At 72.0% G+C, this 16,058-nt stretch carries 16 protein-coding genes; 6 read left to right on the top strand and 10 right to left on the bottom strand.

Going from position 1 to position 16,058, the window contains the following annotated elements; genetic code table 11:
• Positions 1–101 precede the first annotated feature (101 nt).
• Complete coding sequence (locus ACGFIQ_RS06595) at positions 102–1,055, bottom strand: SDR family oxidoreductase (RefSeq protein ID WP_393240061.1); 954 nt, start codon at positions 1,053–1,055, stop codon at positions 102–104.
• Between the two features lie 144 nt (positions 1,056–1,199).
• Between ACGFIQ_RS06595 and ACGFIQ_RS06590 the strand changes: the two genes are divergently transcribed.
• On the top strand, positions 1,200–1,955 hold the full coding sequence (locus ACGFIQ_RS06590) for a dienelactone hydrolase family protein (protein ID WP_393240058.1): 756 nt from the start codon (positions 1,200–1,202) through the stop codon (positions 1,953–1,955).
• 99 nt (positions 1,956–2,054) lie between these two features.
• Here the strand turns inward: ACGFIQ_RS06590 and ACGFIQ_RS06585 are convergent, their stop codons facing one another.
• Positions 2,055–2,804: a GntR family transcriptional regulator gene (locus tag ACGFIQ_RS06585; protein ID WP_393240055.1), complete on the bottom strand. Its 750-nt coding sequence runs from the start codon at positions 2,802–2,804 to the stop codon at positions 2,055–2,057.
• Between the two features lie 372 nt (positions 2,805–3,176).
• Between ACGFIQ_RS06585 and ACGFIQ_RS06580 the strand changes: the two genes are divergently transcribed.
• Positions 3,177–3,518: a hypothetical protein gene (locus tag ACGFIQ_RS06580; RefSeq protein WP_393240053.1), complete on the top strand. Its 342-nt coding sequence runs from the start codon at positions 3,177–3,179 to the stop codon at positions 3,516–3,518.
• A gap of 60 nt (positions 3,519–3,578) precedes the next feature.
• Here the strand turns inward: ACGFIQ_RS06580 and ACGFIQ_RS06575 are convergent, their stop codons facing one another.
• From ACGFIQ_RS06575 to ACGFIQ_RS06540, 8 genes are all read right to left on the bottom strand, one after another.
• Positions 3,579–4,682 (bottom strand): L-dopachrome tautomerase-related protein, encoded by a 1,104-nt coding sequence (locus ACGFIQ_RS06575; protein ID WP_393240050.1) that lies wholly within the window; start codon positions 4,680–4,682, stop codon positions 3,579–3,581.
• 94 nt (positions 4,683–4,776) lie between these two features.
• Complete coding sequence (locus tag ACGFIQ_RS06570) at positions 4,777–5,658, bottom strand: SMP-30/gluconolactonase/LRE family protein (protein WP_393240047.1); 882 nt, start codon at positions 5,656–5,658, stop codon at positions 4,777–4,779.
• A gap of 20 nt (positions 5,659–5,678) precedes the next feature.
• Positions 5,679–6,620, bottom strand: a complete 942-nt coding sequence (locus tag ACGFIQ_RS06565; RefSeq protein WP_393240045.1) for a sugar kinase — start codon at positions 6,618–6,620, stop codon at positions 5,679–5,681.
• Positions 6,617–7,237, bottom strand: a complete 621-nt coding sequence (locus ACGFIQ_RS06560) for a bifunctional 4-hydroxy-2-oxoglutarate aldolase/2-dehydro-3-deoxy-phosphogluconate aldolase (protein WP_393240043.1) — start codon at positions 7,235–7,237, stop codon at positions 6,617–6,619. The genes ACGFIQ_RS06565 and ACGFIQ_RS06560 overlap by 4 nt, the downstream gene beginning before the upstream one ends.
• Positions 7,238–7,248: 11 nt before the next feature.
• Positions 7,249–8,088: a hypothetical protein gene (locus ACGFIQ_RS06555; protein ID WP_393240040.1), complete on the bottom strand. Its 840-nt coding sequence runs from the start codon at positions 8,086–8,088 to the stop codon at positions 7,249–7,251.
• Positions 8,082–9,227 carry a galactonate dehydratase gene (gene dgoD / locus ACGFIQ_RS06550; protein WP_393240037.1) on the bottom strand — a complete coding sequence of 382 codons (1,146 nt, stop codon included), beginning with the start codon at positions 9,225–9,227 and terminating at the stop codon, positions 8,082–8,084. Before dgoD ends, ACGFIQ_RS06555 begins: the two co-directional genes overlap by 7 nt.
• A complete protein-coding gene (locus ACGFIQ_RS06545) occupies positions 9,224–9,934 on the bottom strand; it encodes a FadR/GntR family transcriptional regulator (protein WP_393240034.1) in 711 nt (236 codons plus the stop codon). Before ACGFIQ_RS06545 ends, dgoD begins: the two co-directional genes overlap by 4 nt.
• Positions 9,935–9,969: 35 nt before the next feature.
• The gene (locus tag ACGFIQ_RS06540) at positions 9,970–10,716 is read right to left on the bottom strand and encodes an SDR family NAD(P)-dependent oxidoreductase (protein WP_393240031.1); all 747 of its coding nucleotides are present in this window, start codon (positions 10,714–10,716) and stop codon (positions 9,970–9,972) included.
• 159 nt (positions 10,717–10,875) lie between these two features.
• On the opposite strand from ACGFIQ_RS06540, the gene ACGFIQ_RS06535 reads away from it, so the two are divergent.
• From ACGFIQ_RS06535 to ACGFIQ_RS06520, 4 genes are read left to right on the top strand one after another with little or no spacing between them, the layout of a single operon-like run.
• On the top strand, positions 10,876–12,171 hold the full coding sequence (locus tag ACGFIQ_RS06535) for an ABC transporter substrate-binding protein (RefSeq protein ID WP_393240028.1): 1,296 nt from the start codon (positions 10,876–10,878) through the stop codon (positions 12,169–12,171).
• A 1-nt stretch (position 12,172) separates the two neighbouring features.
• Complete coding sequence (locus ACGFIQ_RS06530) at positions 12,173–13,090, top strand: carbohydrate ABC transporter permease (RefSeq protein ID WP_393240025.1); 918 nt, start codon at positions 12,173–12,175, stop codon at positions 13,088–13,090.
• Positions 13,090–13,911, top strand: coding sequence for a carbohydrate ABC transporter permease (locus ACGFIQ_RS06525; RefSeq protein ID WP_357072391.1), 822 nt, complete (start codon positions 13,090–13,092; stop codon positions 13,909–13,911). Before ACGFIQ_RS06530 ends, ACGFIQ_RS06525 begins: the two co-directional genes overlap by 1 nt.
• Positions 13,908–15,995, top strand: coding sequence for an alpha-galactosidase (locus ACGFIQ_RS06520; RefSeq protein ID WP_393240022.1), 2,088 nt, complete (start codon positions 13,908–13,910; stop codon positions 15,993–15,995). Before ACGFIQ_RS06525 ends, ACGFIQ_RS06520 begins: the two co-directional genes overlap by 4 nt.
• Positions 15,996–16,058 lie beyond the last annotated feature (63 nt).

Here is a 16,058-nt window from a genome sequence, read left to right as displayed (position 1 = left end):
CATCGTCACCACCGGGCGACGCCGCAGCACCCCCTCGATACGCCGTTTCGACGGGCCGCCGCCATTTCTTGACGCCCCGTTCACGCTGGGGCGCTTCCGGCTCAGAACTCGACGCCCACCAGCCGCTCCGACACCGTCCACAGCCGTGCCGCGTCACCAGTGCCGCGCGCGGAGCGGTACACGGCCAGCTCGGTCGGTTTGCCGGTGAACTGCCCCAGCCCGTCCGGGCCGTAGAACCGGCCGCCCTGCGCCTGTGGGCTGGTGGCGGCGTAGAGGGCGGGGAGCAGGCCGGCGTCCACCGAGTGCACCAGGACGCCCCAGCGGGCCAGCCGGCTCATGATCGAGTGGTGTGGCGAGGGTCGGCCGCGACCCAGGTTGGGACCGGACGCGTACAGGTTGGTCATCGTCGTGCCCGGATGGGCGACGTTGCTGACGATGCCCCAGTCGCCGGCCCGACTGCGTCGGTCAAGTTCCAACCCGAAGTGCAGGGTGGCCAGCTTGGAGGCGTTGTAGGCGCGGATCGCCGCGTACCGGTGGGTGCTCTGCAGGTCGTCCCAGTCGAGCCGGCCGGAACGGGCGGCGCTGCTCGACATGGTGGTGACCCGGGCCCGTCCGGCCCGCAGCAGCGGCAGCAGCCGCCCGGTCAGCGCGAAGTGCCCGAGGTGGTTGGTGCCGAACTGCAGCTCGAAGCCCTCGGCGGTGGCGTGCCGGGTCGGCGGCGTCATCACGCCCGCGTTGTTGATCAGGAGGTGGATCGGTCGGCCCTCGGCGAGCAGCGTGCCGGCCAGCGCGGCCACCGAGTCCAGCGAGGCGAGGTCCAGCTCCCGCGTCGAGACGACGGCACCCGGCGCGGCGGCCCGGACGGCGTCCAGCGCGGCGGCGCCCTTGGCCGGGTTGCGGACCGGCAGCACCACCTCGGCCCCGGCGCGCGCCAGCCGCGTGGCCAGGCCGAGGCCCAGGCCGTCGCTGCCGCCGGTGACGACTGCGAGTTTTCCGGTCAGGTTCGGAACTGTCAGGTCGAGCACAACATCTCCCAGGTCGACGGTGTCCCTCATCGGTCACCGCCAAGCCTGGGTCGGTCGCCGACGACCACCCAGGGCCGTCTTATCCAGGGATCGGCGGTCCCTGGGTGGCGGACGGGTCGGCTGCCCGGCGGGTAACGTTCCCGACGATCAAGGACTTTCGGACGAGGAGGCGCGGTGCGGACGACGACTGTGGACATCCCGACCGGCGACGGGGTCGCGGACGCGTCCCTGACCCGGCCGGACGGCGACGGCCCCTTCCCGGCGGTGCTGCTCTTCATGGACGCCTTCGGGCCGCGCCCACGCCTGGTCGAGATGGCGGAGCGGATCGCCGCCCGGGGCTACCTGGTGCTGACACCCCACCTCTTCTACCGGGCTGGCCGGGCACCGCTGTTCGACCTGTCCCGCCTCGGCGAGGCCGACCAGCGCGGCGCGCTCTTCGAGAAGATCATGCCGCTGGTCGGCGCGTTGACCCCGGACGTGTTCGACCGGGACACCACCGCGTACCTCGACTTCCTGGGCGCCCGCGACGACGTCCGGCCGGGCCCGGTCGCCATCACCGGCTATTGCCTGGGTGGCACGAACGCGCTGCGGGCCATCGAGGCGCACCCGGACCGCATCGCCGCGATCGCCAGCTTCCACGGCGGGTACCTCGCCACCGACGCGCCGGACAGCCCGCACCTGGGCGTCGGCTCGATCACCGGCGAGGTGTACTTCGGGCACGCCGACGCCGACCGGTCGATGACACCCGAGCAGATCGCCACGCTGGAGAAGGCCCTGGACGCCGCCGGCGTGCGCTACCGCTCCGAGGTGTACGAGGGTGCCCACCACGGCTTCACCATGGCCGACACCCCGGCGTACGACGAGCAGGCCGCCGAACGCCACTGGGCCGCCCTCTTCGACCTCCTGGACCGCGCCCTGCCGGCTACCTGACAAGTCGGCTGACCGTTTCCACTCCGGCAATCTTGGACAGTTTCCGTTAACGCGTAACGGAAACTGTCCAAGATTGCGTCGGATATCGGGGTGGCGGGCTTACTCCACCGGAATTCGGTACACCAACTCGTACCGGCCGCCCGGCAGGACGATGTCCGCCGTCTCGACGGGCATCTCACCGGCGTAGTAGGTCCGCTCGATCACGTGGACGAACGCGGCTCGCGCGGGCAGGGCAAGTGCTTCTGCCTCGGCCTCCAGCGCCGCCCGCAGGGTGACTCGCTCCACGAATTCGTCGATTCGGATCCCGATCGCGTCCATCCGGGCCACCACGCCGACGGCGGACCCGGCCTCCGGCCACTCCACGGGGCTGCCCCCGGTGATGTTCAGCGGCTCATACGACGTCGACAGTTGGATCGGTTCGCCGTCAGCCAGGAAGCGGTACGTCGTCCGCATGATTGGTGCGCCCGGCTCCACACCCAGCCGAGCAGCGATCCGGTCATCGGCCAGGTCGTGGCGGCTGTCGTGCTCCCAGGTGGCTTGTTGCCCGGCACGGCCCGCGTCCCGGGCGAACGGGGACGTCGAACCCGATGTCGTTCGCAGCTCGCGGCCTGGCGCTTGGCGTACCAGTTGACGGGCAGCCCGCACGTAGACGCCCGAGCCGGCCCGACCTTCGACGACTCCTTCGCCCTTGAGGACGCTGATCGCCCACTTGGCGACAGTCCGGCTGACCTCGTACTGGCGCATCAGTTGCGTCTCGCTGGGCAGCTTCGCTCCTGCGGGGAGGCTGCCGGATTGGATCGCTGCACGCAGATGTGCCGCGATCGCCAGGTAGGCAGGCTTCTTCGGCATGGAAATGAACCTCCGGTCAGCCCGACCAGTCGATCACACACAACCTGGTGTGCCAAGTTTCCTTGCTCAGGCAGAGCTAGTGCACTAGCTTTTGGTTAGCTCCCCGTCGTCGCCTGGCTCCGGTCAGCATCCAAGGGCAAGCGTCAGCAGGAAGTCCCATCGCCGCAGGCAGAAGGCCTTCGCCGCGATCCACCGTCTTCTGAGGATGTCGATGTGGCCCAGACCGATCGATCGCCAACCCCATCGAGCGCGCATCCCAATGCACGCTTCAGCTCGCCGGCGGGTAGTAGCCGGCCAACCCGTCGAGGACCGACGACAACCCGAGTCGGCGCGACGGCGCCGGGCCTGGCACCTCGACGGCTTGCCGGCCGAGTGAGCACTCCACAGATCCGGGCGACCCGCGACGTCGCGGAGATGCATCAGCGCATCGGAGCTGACGGGCACCTGCCCGACCGGCCGTCGTGGACTTGCCAGGCATGCGAGCCCGGCGCGTACTGGCCCTGCGCACCGGCCCAGAACCAGATCGCCGAGGCGTACGGCTCGGATCGCGTCGGACTCGCCGGATACGCGGGCACCCTCTACTACGTGGCCGTCGCCGAGCGGCCTGCCGACGACCCCGGTGAGTTGTACGAGCGGATCGTCGGCTGGGTCCGACGTTTCATCACCTCGAACACCTCATCCCACCTGGCATCATCTCCAGGTGACGAGAGGTAGGTCTGGGGTTCCGTGGGGCTGCCTTTCATCATTCGCTCGCGGTGGGGGCGGGCGCCATGGTCAGCGGCGCAGCAGCACCGGGCCGGCGTCGATGCGGGTGCGGAACAGCGCGTACGGCTTGCGTCGCAGGTCCTGACCCCGCTGGTACTGCGGCTGCCGGTGCAGCTGGTTGGCGGTGACGTAGAGGTACCCGTCGGTGGCCACCGACATGGTGTCCGGCCAGAGCAGTCGGGGGTCGTGGACCAGGGTCTCGTACTGGCCGTCCGGGTGCCGCCGCAGCACCGCGTTGTGCTCGTACGAGGTGAGGTAGAGCCGCCCCGCGTCGTCGGACTCCAAGCCGTCCGACCCGGTGGCCTTGTCCCCCTCGTCCACGACCGTGGCGGCCACCGCCTCCTGGGTGACCGACGGGTCGGCCAGCGCCTCGGCGGACACGCTGTGCAGGCGTCGGGAGATCAGCGGCGAGTAGTACAGCCGGCTGCCGTCGGCCGAGATCGCGATGCTGTCGGAGCCCATCGCCAGCGGCTTCGGCGGCCCGTCCTTCGGGCGGGTCAGGAGCGGCCGGCCCTCGACGAAGGGGCGGTAGTTCTTCAGCGGTTCCGCCTTCGTGGACGGGTGGTCGTGCAGCCGCCGCCAGGAGGCCCCGCTGGCCAGGTCCACCACGATGATCCCGTTCGGCCCGGAGTCCGCCGAGTCGGTGATGTACGCGACCCCCGCCTCGCCCCGCCGCAGGTCGAAGCGGACGTCGTTGAGGTACGTCGTCGGTAGCGCCACGTCCGGAGGGAAGGTGATCACCTGGGCGACCGTGTCGGTGTCCAGGTCGATCCGCACCAGCTTCGGCCCACCCGGCTTCGTGGGCTGGAACATCGGGCTGCCGGTGTCCACCACCCAGAGCCGGTCGGCCGGATCCACCACGATGCTCTGCACCGACACGAACGCGCCCGCGTCGTCGTCACCGGACGGGGTGTTCCACGCCTGGTCGGGGTAGGGCACCTCCCGGCCGTCGCGCAGCTCCACGACGGTGGCCGGCACCTTGTCGCCCCACTTCGGGAAGTTGACGAAGATCCGGCCCCGGTGCGAGACGCTCACCCCGGTCGGCATCGGGCCGGTGAAGGTGTGCACCAGTTCCAGCTCGCCCACCGGCTCGTCGCCCACCGGCCCGTTCATGACGCCCACCTCACGATGCCCACCGTCTCGCCTCCTGCCGTCGGTTGCGCGCTCCGGTGCGGTTGTTCCCGCCCTGGCGTCCGATATGCCTCCGTCAGCTCACCGGTGCGGCGGCGTACGCGGCGGGCAGGCCGGGGACCTCGACGTCCACCGCGAACAGCGCGCCGTCCTGCGGGGCCGCCGAGTCCAGCCCCACCCGAGCCGTGCCGATGAAGAGTCGGCGCAGGTCGGGGCCGCCCAGGCAGATGCCGGCCGGTTGCGTCGCCGGTAGCCGGATCTCCCGGTCCAGGGTGCCGTCCGGCCGGTAGCGGCGAACCGCCGAGCCGCCCCAGAACGCGATCCAGAGGTGGCCCGCCGCGTCGACGGTCATGCCGTCCGGGGCGCCGTCGGCGGGGGACAACCGCAGGAACGGCTCCCGCCCGTGCAGGTCACCGGTGCCCGGGTCGACGGTGAACCTGTCGACCTCGCCCAGCGGCGTGTCGGCCAGGTACATGGTGGTGCCGGCCGCGTCGAACGCCGGTCCGTTCGGGATGGTCAACCCGGTCACCGCGGGGACCGGCTCGGCGCCCGGGGTCAGTCGGAACAGCGTGCCAGCGCCCGGCACCATCGCGTACGTCATGCTGCCGGCCCAGAAACGGCCGTGCGGGTCGGCGACCGCGTCGTTCATCCGGGTCGGCTCGGGTGCGTCCGCGACCAGGTCGGCGACCGGCCGGGGGGCGTCGCCGGCGGGCAGCACCGTGACGCCGGTGCCGGCGGCGGCGAGCCAGTCACCGGGTGAGCCGGCCACCGGGGCGACCGCGCCGAGCGGTACGTCGAGGCGGCGCACCTCCCGCAGCGGGGCGGGGGCGTCGCCGCCGGTCTCCAGCAGTCGTCCGGCCAGCAGGTCGACGAGGACCAGCCGGTCGTCGACCCAGCGCAGCCCTTCGCCCAGCTCCAGCCGGTCACCGCTCCAGACGGTCGGTTCGGTCAGCTCCATGGTGCTCCTCCAAGGGATCGTCAGCGGACCGTACCGCCGGGGCCGTGGTCGAGCAGCGCCAGCTCGGCCCGGTCGGGCAGGCCCTCCCAGTCGCCCCTGGTGGCCACCGCGAACGCGCCGGTGGTGACCGCCCGGTCCAGCCGGGTCGGCGCGTCGGCACCGTCGAGCCAGGCGGAGAGCAGCCCGGCCACGAACGCGTCGCCCGCGCCGACGGTGTCCACCACCGGCACCGTCCGGGCCGGCCGGTGCACCGTGCCGGTCGCGTGGTGGCTGGTCGCCCCGTCGGCGCCGTGCTTGACCACGACCTCGGTCACGCCGGCCGAGAGGAGCGCCGCGACCGGGTCGGCCGCGTCGGTCAGGACGGCCAACTCGTCGTCGGAGGCGACGACCAGATCGAGCGCGGGCAGCAGCGGTCGAAGCGCGGCGGCGGCCTCGGCGACCGACCAGAGCCGCTGCCGGTGGTTGACGTCCAGGCAGACGGTGCTGCCGGCCGCGCGGGCACGCCGCACGGCCTCCACCACCGCCTGGTACGGCTCGGCGCCCAGCGCGCAGGTGATGCCTGTGACGTGCAGCAGCCGGGGTGGTGACCCGGGCGCGTCGAAGGCACGTGTCACGTCGGTCGGGCGCAGCCGGGAGCCGGCCGATCCGGCGCGGTGGTAGGTGACCCGGTTGATGTCGGCGACCCGGTTCTCGAAGAGGATCAGCCCGGTGGGCGCTGTCGCGTCGATCCGGGACCAGGTCAGGTCGACACCCTCGGCGCGCAGCGTACGGCGGACCAGCTCACCGGGCTCGTCGGCGCCGGTGACCCCGACCCAGGCGGCGCGGTGGCCGAGCCGGGCCACCCCGATGGCCACCGTCGACTCCGCGCCGGCGACGGAGATCCCGGCGGTGCCACCCAGCCGCAGCGGGCCGCTGCTGCGGAACGCCGCCATCGTCTCGCCGAGCGTGAGCAGGTCGGTCACCGCTGCACCGCCGCGCGGAAGCTGGCCGCGCGCTCGCGGAGCGCCGCCAGGTCGCCGCCCCGGACGGCGTCACCGAGCAGCGGCGAGCCGACGCCGACCGCGACGGCGCCCCGGTCGAGGTAGTGCCGCGCGCCGTCCGCGTCGATCCCGCCGACCGGCACGAACGCGGTGCCGGGGAACGGGTCGCGCAGCGCGCCGAGGTAGTCGGGCCCGCCGAGGGAGGCCGGGAAGAGCTTGACGGCGGTGGCCCCGCCAGCGGTGGCCTGCACCACCTCGGTGGGGGTGAGTGCCCCGGCCAGCACCGGCAGCCCGAGCCGGCCACCCTCGGCGAGGCTCGGTGCGATCGCCGGGGTGACCAGGAAACCGGCGCCCGCGTCCGCCGCCGCGCGGGCGTCCTCGGCGCTGAGTACGGTGCCCGCGCCCAGGGCGTGGTCCGGCCCGAGGGCGGCCCGGGCGCGTCGGATGACGCCGAGCGCGTCGGCACCTGTCAGTGAGACCTCGACCAGGGCGACGCCACTCTCGGCCAGGGTGAGTACGGCGGCCAGTGCGGCGGCCGGGTCCGGGCCGCGCACGATGGCCAGCAGCCGGTGGGTACGCAGCTCGTCGAGCAGGTTCATCGCGAATGTCCTCAGTGGATGCGGTGGGCGGAGATGGTGAGTCGCCAGGTGACCTCACCGGCGGGCGGAACTGTCGCCGCGTCGGCGGGGCCGGCGTCGGCCAGGTCGAAGGCCGCGCCGAGCATCGGTTCGACGCCGACGCTGCGGTAGGGGCGGCCGTCCGGCCAACCGCCCAGGTTGCGCCAGAGCGCGGTGCTGCGGGGCTGGCCCGCGCACTCCAGCGCCATGGTCAGCCGGTCGGCACCGTCGCGCACCTGGACCCGTGGGCAGTCGAGCAGCACCGCGCCGAGTGCGGTCCCGTCGTCCGGGCCGAACGTGTCGAGCGTCAGCCCGGCCGGGGCCGGCCACGCCCCGGTCGACCACGGCTCGCCGGTGGGCCAGGTGCCCGGCGGCAGGAACGCGGCGGCCTCCGGGTGCAACCGGGTCGGTGTGCCGGCGGGTGCGTCGAGGCGGGCCGAGGGGGACAGGTCGAGCAGGGCGTGTGCGGCCCAGACGAACCGATGCCCGGGCTCGGCGGCCAGCCGGTAGTCGGCCACCACCACACCGCCGGAGTCGGTGATCCGGCGGCTCAGGGTGAACGTCGGCCGCTCGATCACCACGGTGCCGGGACCGGCACTGCGCCACGGCCGCGACCACACCTCGCCGTGGTCGGGTAACCCGCGCACGGTCGGCAGGCACTCCTCCAGCCCGCCGGCGTCGACGAACGCGTCGTCGGGGCGTACCTCGTCTCGGCCGGGCTCCGGGCCGCGCCAGAGCCACTCCCGGCCACCGCCGCGCAGGCTGGTCCACCGGCCGCCGTGCGTCGCGTCGTACGCCACCCGCAGCGGCACCGACGTCGCGCCGGTCACCATTCGGCGAACGACCCGTCGGCGTGCTGCCAGACCGGGTTGCGCCAGGCGTGCGGTGTTTGCGCGGCCTTGCGGACCGCGGCCTCGTCCACGGTGATGCCCAGGCCGGGTCGGTCGAGGCGGGCGATGTGCCCGTCCACGAACCGGAACGGCTCCGGGTCGACCAGGTAGTCCAGCAACTCCGAGCCGGCGTTGTAGTGGATGCCGATGCTCTGCTCCTGGATCAGGAAGTTCGGTGTCGCGAAGGCCACCTGGAGGCTGGCCGCCAGGGAGATCGGTCCCAGCGGGCAGTGCGGGGCGAGCAGCGCGCCGTACGTCTCGGCCAGCGTGGCGATCCGGCGGACCTCGGAGATCCCGCCGGCGTGCGACAGGTCCGGCTGGACCACGGCGACCCCGGCCTGCAACGGGCCGAGGAACTCGGAGCGGCCGTAGAGGCGCTCGCCGGTGGCCACCGGGATCGGTGTGCTGGCGACGATGTCGCGCAGGTGGTGGGCCTGGTCGGGCAGGACCGGCTCCTCCACGAAGAACGGGCGCAGGGGCGCCAGCTCGGGCAGGATCCGGCGGACCGCGGCCAGCCCGGCCCGGCCGTGGAAGTCCACCGCGATGTCCCGGTCTCCGCCGAGCACCTCGCGGGCGGCGGCGACCCGGCCGACCACCTCGTCCACCTCGGCGGAGGTGGGGATGGGGGAGAGTCGCCCGCAGGCGTTCATCTTGACGCCGGTGAGGCCGGCGGCGACCTGCGCGGCGGCGGCGTCGGCGACCTCGCCGGGCTCGTCCCCGCCGATCCACGAGTAGATCCGCACCTTCTCGCGCACCGGCCCGCCGAGGAGCGCGTGCACCGGCGCGCCGTACGCCTGCCCGGCGATGTCCCAGAGCGCCTGGTCGAGGCCGGCGACCGCGCTGGAGAGGATCGGGCCACCCCGGTAGAAGCCGCCCTTGGTGAGCACCTGCCAGTGCTGCTCGATCCGCAGCGGATCGGCACCGATCAGGTGTTCGGAGAGCACCTCGACGGCACTGCGCACCACCTCGGCGCGCCCCTCCACCACCGGCTCACCCCAGCCGACCAGCCCGTCGTCGGTCTCCACGCGGCAGAACAGCCACCGTGGCGCGACCAGGAAGGTCTCGATGCGCTCGATCTTCACTGACTGCCCCTTCGTCCCCGTGCCTTCTCGACGTCGCGGACGGCCTTGTCCAGCAACTCACGCATGGCGGTCTCCGCCGCCGTCTCGTTCCGCTCGCGCAGCGCGTCGACCACGGCGCGGTGGCTGGGCACCGGGTCGTCGTGCGCGGCGCCGCCGTGCACCAGGCGGTCCCGTTCGGCGAGCCCGGTCTCCATCACCACCTCCATCCGCTCCAGCAGCTCGTTGTGCGTGGCGGTGAGCAACGCGCGGTGGAAGGCGAGGTCGGCGGCGACGGCGGCGGCGGGATCACCGTCGGCCTGGGCCATCTCGGCAAGTGCCCGGTCGAGGGCGGCCAGGTCGTCCTCGGTGGCCCGGATGGCGGCCAGCCGCGCGGCGGCCGGCTCGATGATCGCGCGGACCTCGTGCAGTTTCTCCAGCAGACGCTCGTCGGGACCCTCGGCGAACTGCCAACGGATCACGTCACCGTCGAGCAGGTTCCAGTCGGCGCGGGGCCGGACGAAGGTGCCGCGTTTCTGCCGGGCGTCGACGATGCCCTTGGCCGAGAGGACCTTCAGCGCCTCGCGGAGCGCCGTCAGGCTGACGTCGAACTCCTCCTGCAGGGCGACGATGTTCAGGGTCGCGCCGGCGGGGATCTCGCCGGTGAGGATGCGACGCGCGATCGCTTCGACGGTCTGCCCGTGGACGCCGCGGCGTGCGTACTGTGCCAATGCTCCTGGCCTTTTCGCTTGTCGGTATCGATCTCTCAGGCCGAGGCTTTCACCGCTGTCCAGCCACCGTCCACCACGAGGCTCGCACCGGTGACGTACGCGGCGTCCGGTGAGGCGAGGAAGGCGACTGTTGAGGCCACCTCGTCCGGCGTGCCGAAGCGTTTCGCCACGGTCTCCGCGACGCTGCGTTGACGGTCCTCTTCGGACACCTCCGTCCAGGCCGCGGTGAGGATGGGACCGGGCAGCACGGTGTTGACCCGCACCTCGGGGCCGTACTCCACGGCCAGTTGGCGGCCGAGCGCGACCAGGCCGCCCTTGGCCGCGGCGTACGCGGGCCGGCCGGGCAACCCGACGAGCGCGTGTACCGAGGAGATCAGCACCACCGCGCCGTTGCGCGCCCGCAGGTCGTCCAGGCAGGCGCGGACGCCGAGGAACGAGCCGGTGAGGCTGACGCCGAGTTGGTGGTCCCAGGACTGTCGGCTGGTCTCGTGGGCCGGAGCGACCCGAACGGCGTACGCGGTGCTGACCAGGATGTCGATCGGGCCGAGGTGGGTGCGTGCGGCCGAGACCGCCGCTGCCCAGTCATTCTCGTCGCTGACATCGCCCACTACGGAAAGTGCTCGGTAGTCACGCGCGGTCAGTTCGTCGGCCAGCGGGGCCGGGTCGTGCACGTCGAGCAGCGCGACCGCAGCGCCCTCGGCGGCGAGTCGCCGGGCCGTGGCCGCGCCGATCCCGCCCATCGCACCAGTGACCAGCGCGTTCTTGCCTTCAAGCCGGCGCATAGGCTGATCCACCTGACCCTCGCCTTGGTCTCGTCTAATCATTAATTACGAAGATATCTTGACAGCCGGCGACGGCCGATGCAACCTTCTCGTCACAGCATTCACATGGACGACACATCGCGCGGTGACGCTACGTGTCGTAGAGGAAGGGATACCTCCGTGAGCGACTTCGACCCCGGTCGCCGGCGATTCCTTGGCCACCTCGGGCTCGCTGGCCTGGGTGCCCTCGGCGCCAGCTCGTTCCTCAGCGCGTGCGCCAGTTCCGCCAGCGGGCCGACGACGAGCGGCGGCTCGGGCGCGGTCACCATCCAGTCCAACCTCTCCTCGCCGCAGGCCAAGGCCGCGATGGAGAAGCTGATCGAGACCTTCAACGCGCAGGGCAAGGGCACGGCGAGCCTCAACACGATCGCCTCGGAGACCTTCCGGACCCAGCTGCCGACCTACCTGACCTCGGCCAACCCCCCGGACCTCTACACCTGGTACGCGGGCTCGGTCGCCAACGACTACGCCAGCAAGAACCTGCTGCTGGACGTCTCCGACGTCTGGAAGTCCCTCGGTGACTACCCGCAGTCGCTGCGCACCCTCTCCACCGACGCCAGCGGCAAGCAGGTCTTCGTGCCGATGAACAACTACTGGTGGGGCTTCTTCTACCGCAAGTCCAACTTCGCCAAGTGGGGCGTGCAGGAGCCGAAGACCTGGACCGAGTTCCTGGCGGTCTGCGAGACGCTGAAGAGCAAGGGCGTTCCGCCGATCGGCATCGGCCTCGGCGACACCCCGTGGGTGGCCTCGGCCTGGTTCGACTACCTCAACATCCGGATCAACGGCGCGCCGTTCCACCGCGAGCTGCTCGCCGGCAAGCAGCGCTTCGACGACCCCAAGGTCAAGGCGGTCCTCACCCGCTGGCGCGAGGCCCTGCCCTACTTCGACCCCAAGGGCAAGGCGTACCCGTTCCAGGAGGCGACCACCGCCCTGCTGGCCGGCAAGACCGGCATGTTCCTGATCGGCACGTTCTTCGCCGACGCCGCCCCCAAGGACGCCCTCGGCGACCTGGACTTCTTCCGGTTCCCGATCATCGACCCGGCGGTGCCGCTGGCCGAGGAGGCCCCGACGGACGGCTTCTTCGCCAGCGCGAAGACCGCCAACCCGACCGGCACCAAGGCGCTGCTCACGTACCTCTCCGGGGTCGAGGCCCAGGAGGCGTACGTCAAGGCCAGCTCCGGCATCGTGCTGCCGGCCAACCCGAAGGCCAGGGCGTCCGACTCGCCGCTGGTGGCCAAGGGCAAGGCGATGCTCGACGAGGCCAAGGAGTTGACCCAGTTCTTCAACCGCGACTCCAGCGACGCACTCCAGCCGACCGCGGACACCGCACTGACCAAGTTCATCGACAAGCCGGACCAGATCGACGCGATCCTGCGGGAGTGGCAGGCCGGCGCCGAGAAGGTCTTCAAGGGCTGACGTGACAGCAACGATCTCCACGACCTCGGTCACACCCACCCGGCGGCGGCGACGGTCGGCTCGACTGTCGCCGCTGCTGGTGGCGTTCGTCCTGGTGCCGTTCGCGGTCGAGAGCATCTGGGTGTTCTGGCCGGCGTTACAGGGCTTCTGGTTCTCGCTCACCCGCTGGGACGGGATGTCGTCGCCGACCTTCGTCGGCACGGACAACTACGTCGAGTTGGCCGGTGATGCCACCTTCCGGGGTGCGCTCGTCAACACGGTGATCTGGCTGGTGCTCTTCGGCGGCCTCTCCGTGCTGGGCGGCTTCGGCATGGCGCTGGTGTTGCAGAAGGAGCGACGCGGCGTCGGCTTCTACCGGGCCGCGCTGTTCACCCCGGTCGTGTTCTCGCTGGTGGTGACCGCGCTGGTCTGGCGGGTGTTCTACCAACCCGACGGCATCGCCGACACGATCCTGCGGGCCGTCGGCCTGGAGAGCCTGATCCGGCCCTGGCTCGCCGACCCGCAGACCGCGCTGTACGCGGTGATCCTGCCCGCCCTGTGGCGGCAGATCGGCTACGTGATGGTGCTGTTCCTGGCCGGGCTCAAGGCGATCGACCCGGCCCTGCACGAGGCGGCCCGGATGGACGGCGCCAACGCCTGGCAGCGGCTGCGGCACGTCACCATCCCCCAGCTCAAGGGGGTCAACGCCGTGGTGCTGTCGGTCATCGTGATCGACTCGCTGCGCTCGTTCGACATCGTCTGGTCGCTGACCAAGGGCGGGCCGTACCACTCGTCGGAGCTGCTCAGCACCTACATGTACTCGACCGCGTTCCAGAGCCTGCGGCTGGGCTACGCCTCCGCCATCGCCGTCGTGATCTTCGTGCTCGCGCTGGCCGTCATCCTCGGCTACCTGGTCCGCGCGTTCCGGGAGGAAGCCTGATGAACAAGCTCCGCACCGGCGCCTTCCACACCGCCATGATCCTGCTCTCGCTGCTGTGGCTCGGGCCGGTGCTCTGGGTCGTGGTGATGTCCACCCGATCGTTCGACGACATCGCCGCGCACGGCGTGGGCAGCCTGCCCCGGTCGTTCACCCTGGACACCTACCGACAGGCGTGGACCGACGGCGGCGAGCTGCGCGCGTTGATCAACAGCATGCTCGTCACCGTCCCGTCGGTGGCGTTGAGCCTGGCGCTGGCCGCGATGGCCGCGTTCGCGCTGAGCCGCTTCCGGATCCCGGGCCGGCGCACGATCCTGCTGCTGATGCTCGCCGGCAACCTGCTCCCACCGCAGATCCTGCTCATCCCGGTGGCCAAGTTCAGTGAGCTGACCGGCCTGTACGACACGCTCTGGGCGCTGATCGCGGTGCAGGTCGGCTTCGGGCTCGGCTTCTACACCTTCGTCCTGCACGGCTTCATGCGGGACCTGCCGGGCGAGATCCAGGAGGCGGCCACCATCGACGGCGCCGGCACGGCGCAGATCTTCACGAAGGTGATGCTGCCGCTGACCCGGCCCGCGCTGGCCGCCCTCGGCGCGTTGTCCTTCACCTGGATCTTCAACGACCTGCTCTGGGCGATCACCGTGCTGCGTACCGACGACAACATGCCTGTCACCCCGGCGCTGCTCGGCCTCCAGGGGCAGTTCGTCTCGTCCTGGAACGTCATCGCCGCCGGCACGGTCATCGCGGCCGTGCCCACCGTCGCGGTCTTCCTGCGCTTCCAACGACACTTCGTCTCCGGCCTGGCGCTCGGAGCGGTCAAGTGACCGCCGCGCCCGGGCAGCGCTGGACGCTGCGCGGCACGCGGACCGAGTACACCGTGACGGTGCCCGCGCACGGCCGCTGGCTGGAACTCGTCGCGTGGGGGCCGCACGGCGTCACCGACGGGCCGTCGCCTGTCGCCTACGACGGCCCGGTGCCGTTCCTCACCGCCGGGGACGCCGCCCCCATCGAGTACGCCACCGACGCCGACCGCCCGTTCACCGGCGCCGACCTGGTGATCGAGAGTGTGAACGGGCAACGCCGGGTGGGCTTCGTGCACACCGAGGCGCGGATGGACGCCGACCAGCGGGAGTTGGCGGTCGGGTTCGCCGACGCGGTGACCGGGCTGCGCGCCACCGTGCACTACCGGGTGCCCGAAGGCACCGACGTGGTGCAACGCTGGGTCGAGCTGAGCAACGACGGCACCGGCCCGCTGCGGGTGGTCCGGGCCGGATCGGGCGGGTTCTGCGTACCCACACCGCACGGCGCGCTGCTCAGCCACCAGTGGGGGCAGTGGTCGCAGGAGTTCCAGCTCTCCCACGTCGAGTTGGGCCACGGCACGTTCCGCATCGGCAGTTCCCAGGGCGTACCCGGGCATCTGCACGTGCCCTGGTTGGCCGTGCGGGACACCGCCGACCCGGCCGGACCGGCGTGGGGGATGGGGTTGGCCTGGACCGGCTCGTGGGAGATCAGCGCCGAGCGGGACACCGGCGGCCTGACCCGGGTCCGGGTCGGCCGTCAGCTTGTCGACGGCCCGCTGGAGCTGGGCCCGGGCGAGCGGCTGAGCCTGCCGGTGGCCACCGGCGCGTACAGCCCGGACGGCCTGGACGGCCTGGCCCGGGTCTGGCACACCCACCAGCGGCTGCTGGCCGGGGACCGGCTCACCCCACGCCCGGTGCTCTACAACTCGTGGGAGGCCACCTACTTCGCCGTCGAGGCGGAGAGTCAGCTCGCGCTCGCCCGGATCGCCGCCGAGCTGGGCGTGGAGACGTTCGTCGTGGACGACGGCTGGTTCGTCGGCCGTAACGACGACACCGCCGGGCTGGGCGACTGGACACCCGACCCGGCGAAGTTCCCGGGCGGGTTCGACGCGTTCATCGCCGACGTCCGGGCACTCGGGCTGAACTTCGGGCTCTGGGTGGAGCCGGAGTGCGTCAACCCGACGTCGACCCTCTACGCCGAGCACCCCGACTGGGTCTATTCCGTCGACGGCCGGCCGCTCACCCCGGTGCGCAACCAGTACCTGCTCGACCTGGGCCGGCCGGAGGTCGCCGAGTTCGTTCACTCCACCGTGGACGGTCTGCTCCGCCGGTACGACATCGACTACCTGAAGTGGGACTTCAACCGGCCACGCACCGAACCGGGTCGGCCCGGCGGGGTCGGCCCGGTCGACCTGGACGGCGCACACGTCGCCAACCTGCACCGGATCTACGAGCGGCTGCGCCGGGACCACCCCGGCGTGCTGATCGAGGCGTGTGCCGGCGGAGGCGGGCGGACCGACCTGGCGATGGCCGCCCGCGCCGACGTCTTCTGGCCCAGCGACAACACCGGCCCGCTGGACCGGCTGGCCATCCAGTACGGCTTCCTGCACGCCAACGCCCCGCACCTGCTCAGCTCCTGGGTCACCGACGCGCCCGGCCTGTTCGACCCGCGACCGCGCTCGCTCGCGTTCCGGTTCGTGCTGGCGATGGCCGGCGTGCTCGGCGTCGGCGCGGACATCCGGGCGTGGACCCCGGCGCAACGGGCGGAGGCGGCCGGCTGGATCGCCCGCTACAAGGAGATCCGGGACGTCGTCACGCGCGGCGAGGTGCACCTGATCGGCGGGCCCGACCAGGCCCGCTGCGCGGTGCAGTACACCGCGCCGGACCAGAGCCGGGTGGTCGTCCTGGCCTGGCACACCGGCCGACTCGACGGCGCCGGCCTGCTTCCGTCCCGCCCGGTCCGGCTGCCCCTGCGTGGCCTCGACCCGGCGGCCCGCTACTCGCACGGCGACCGGCACTACTCCGGCAGCCACCTCGCCGCGGTCGGCCTGCCCGTGCACTGGAGCGCTACCCACGACGCCGACCTCATCGTGCTGACCCGCGACTGAGGCCGGAGCACCAGGGCTTCGGCCTCGGTGGCGATCCCACCGGGGCCGAAGTCGGGTCGATGC

The organism is Micromonospora sp. NPDC048898 (genome assembly GCF_043198035.1).
Taxonomy (GTDB): Bacteria; Actinomycetota; Actinomycetes; order Mycobacteriales; family Micromonosporaceae; genus Micromonospora.
The sequence above is the reverse complement of the archived record's forward strand: the minus strand, read 5'-3'. Positions and strand labels throughout refer to the sequence as shown.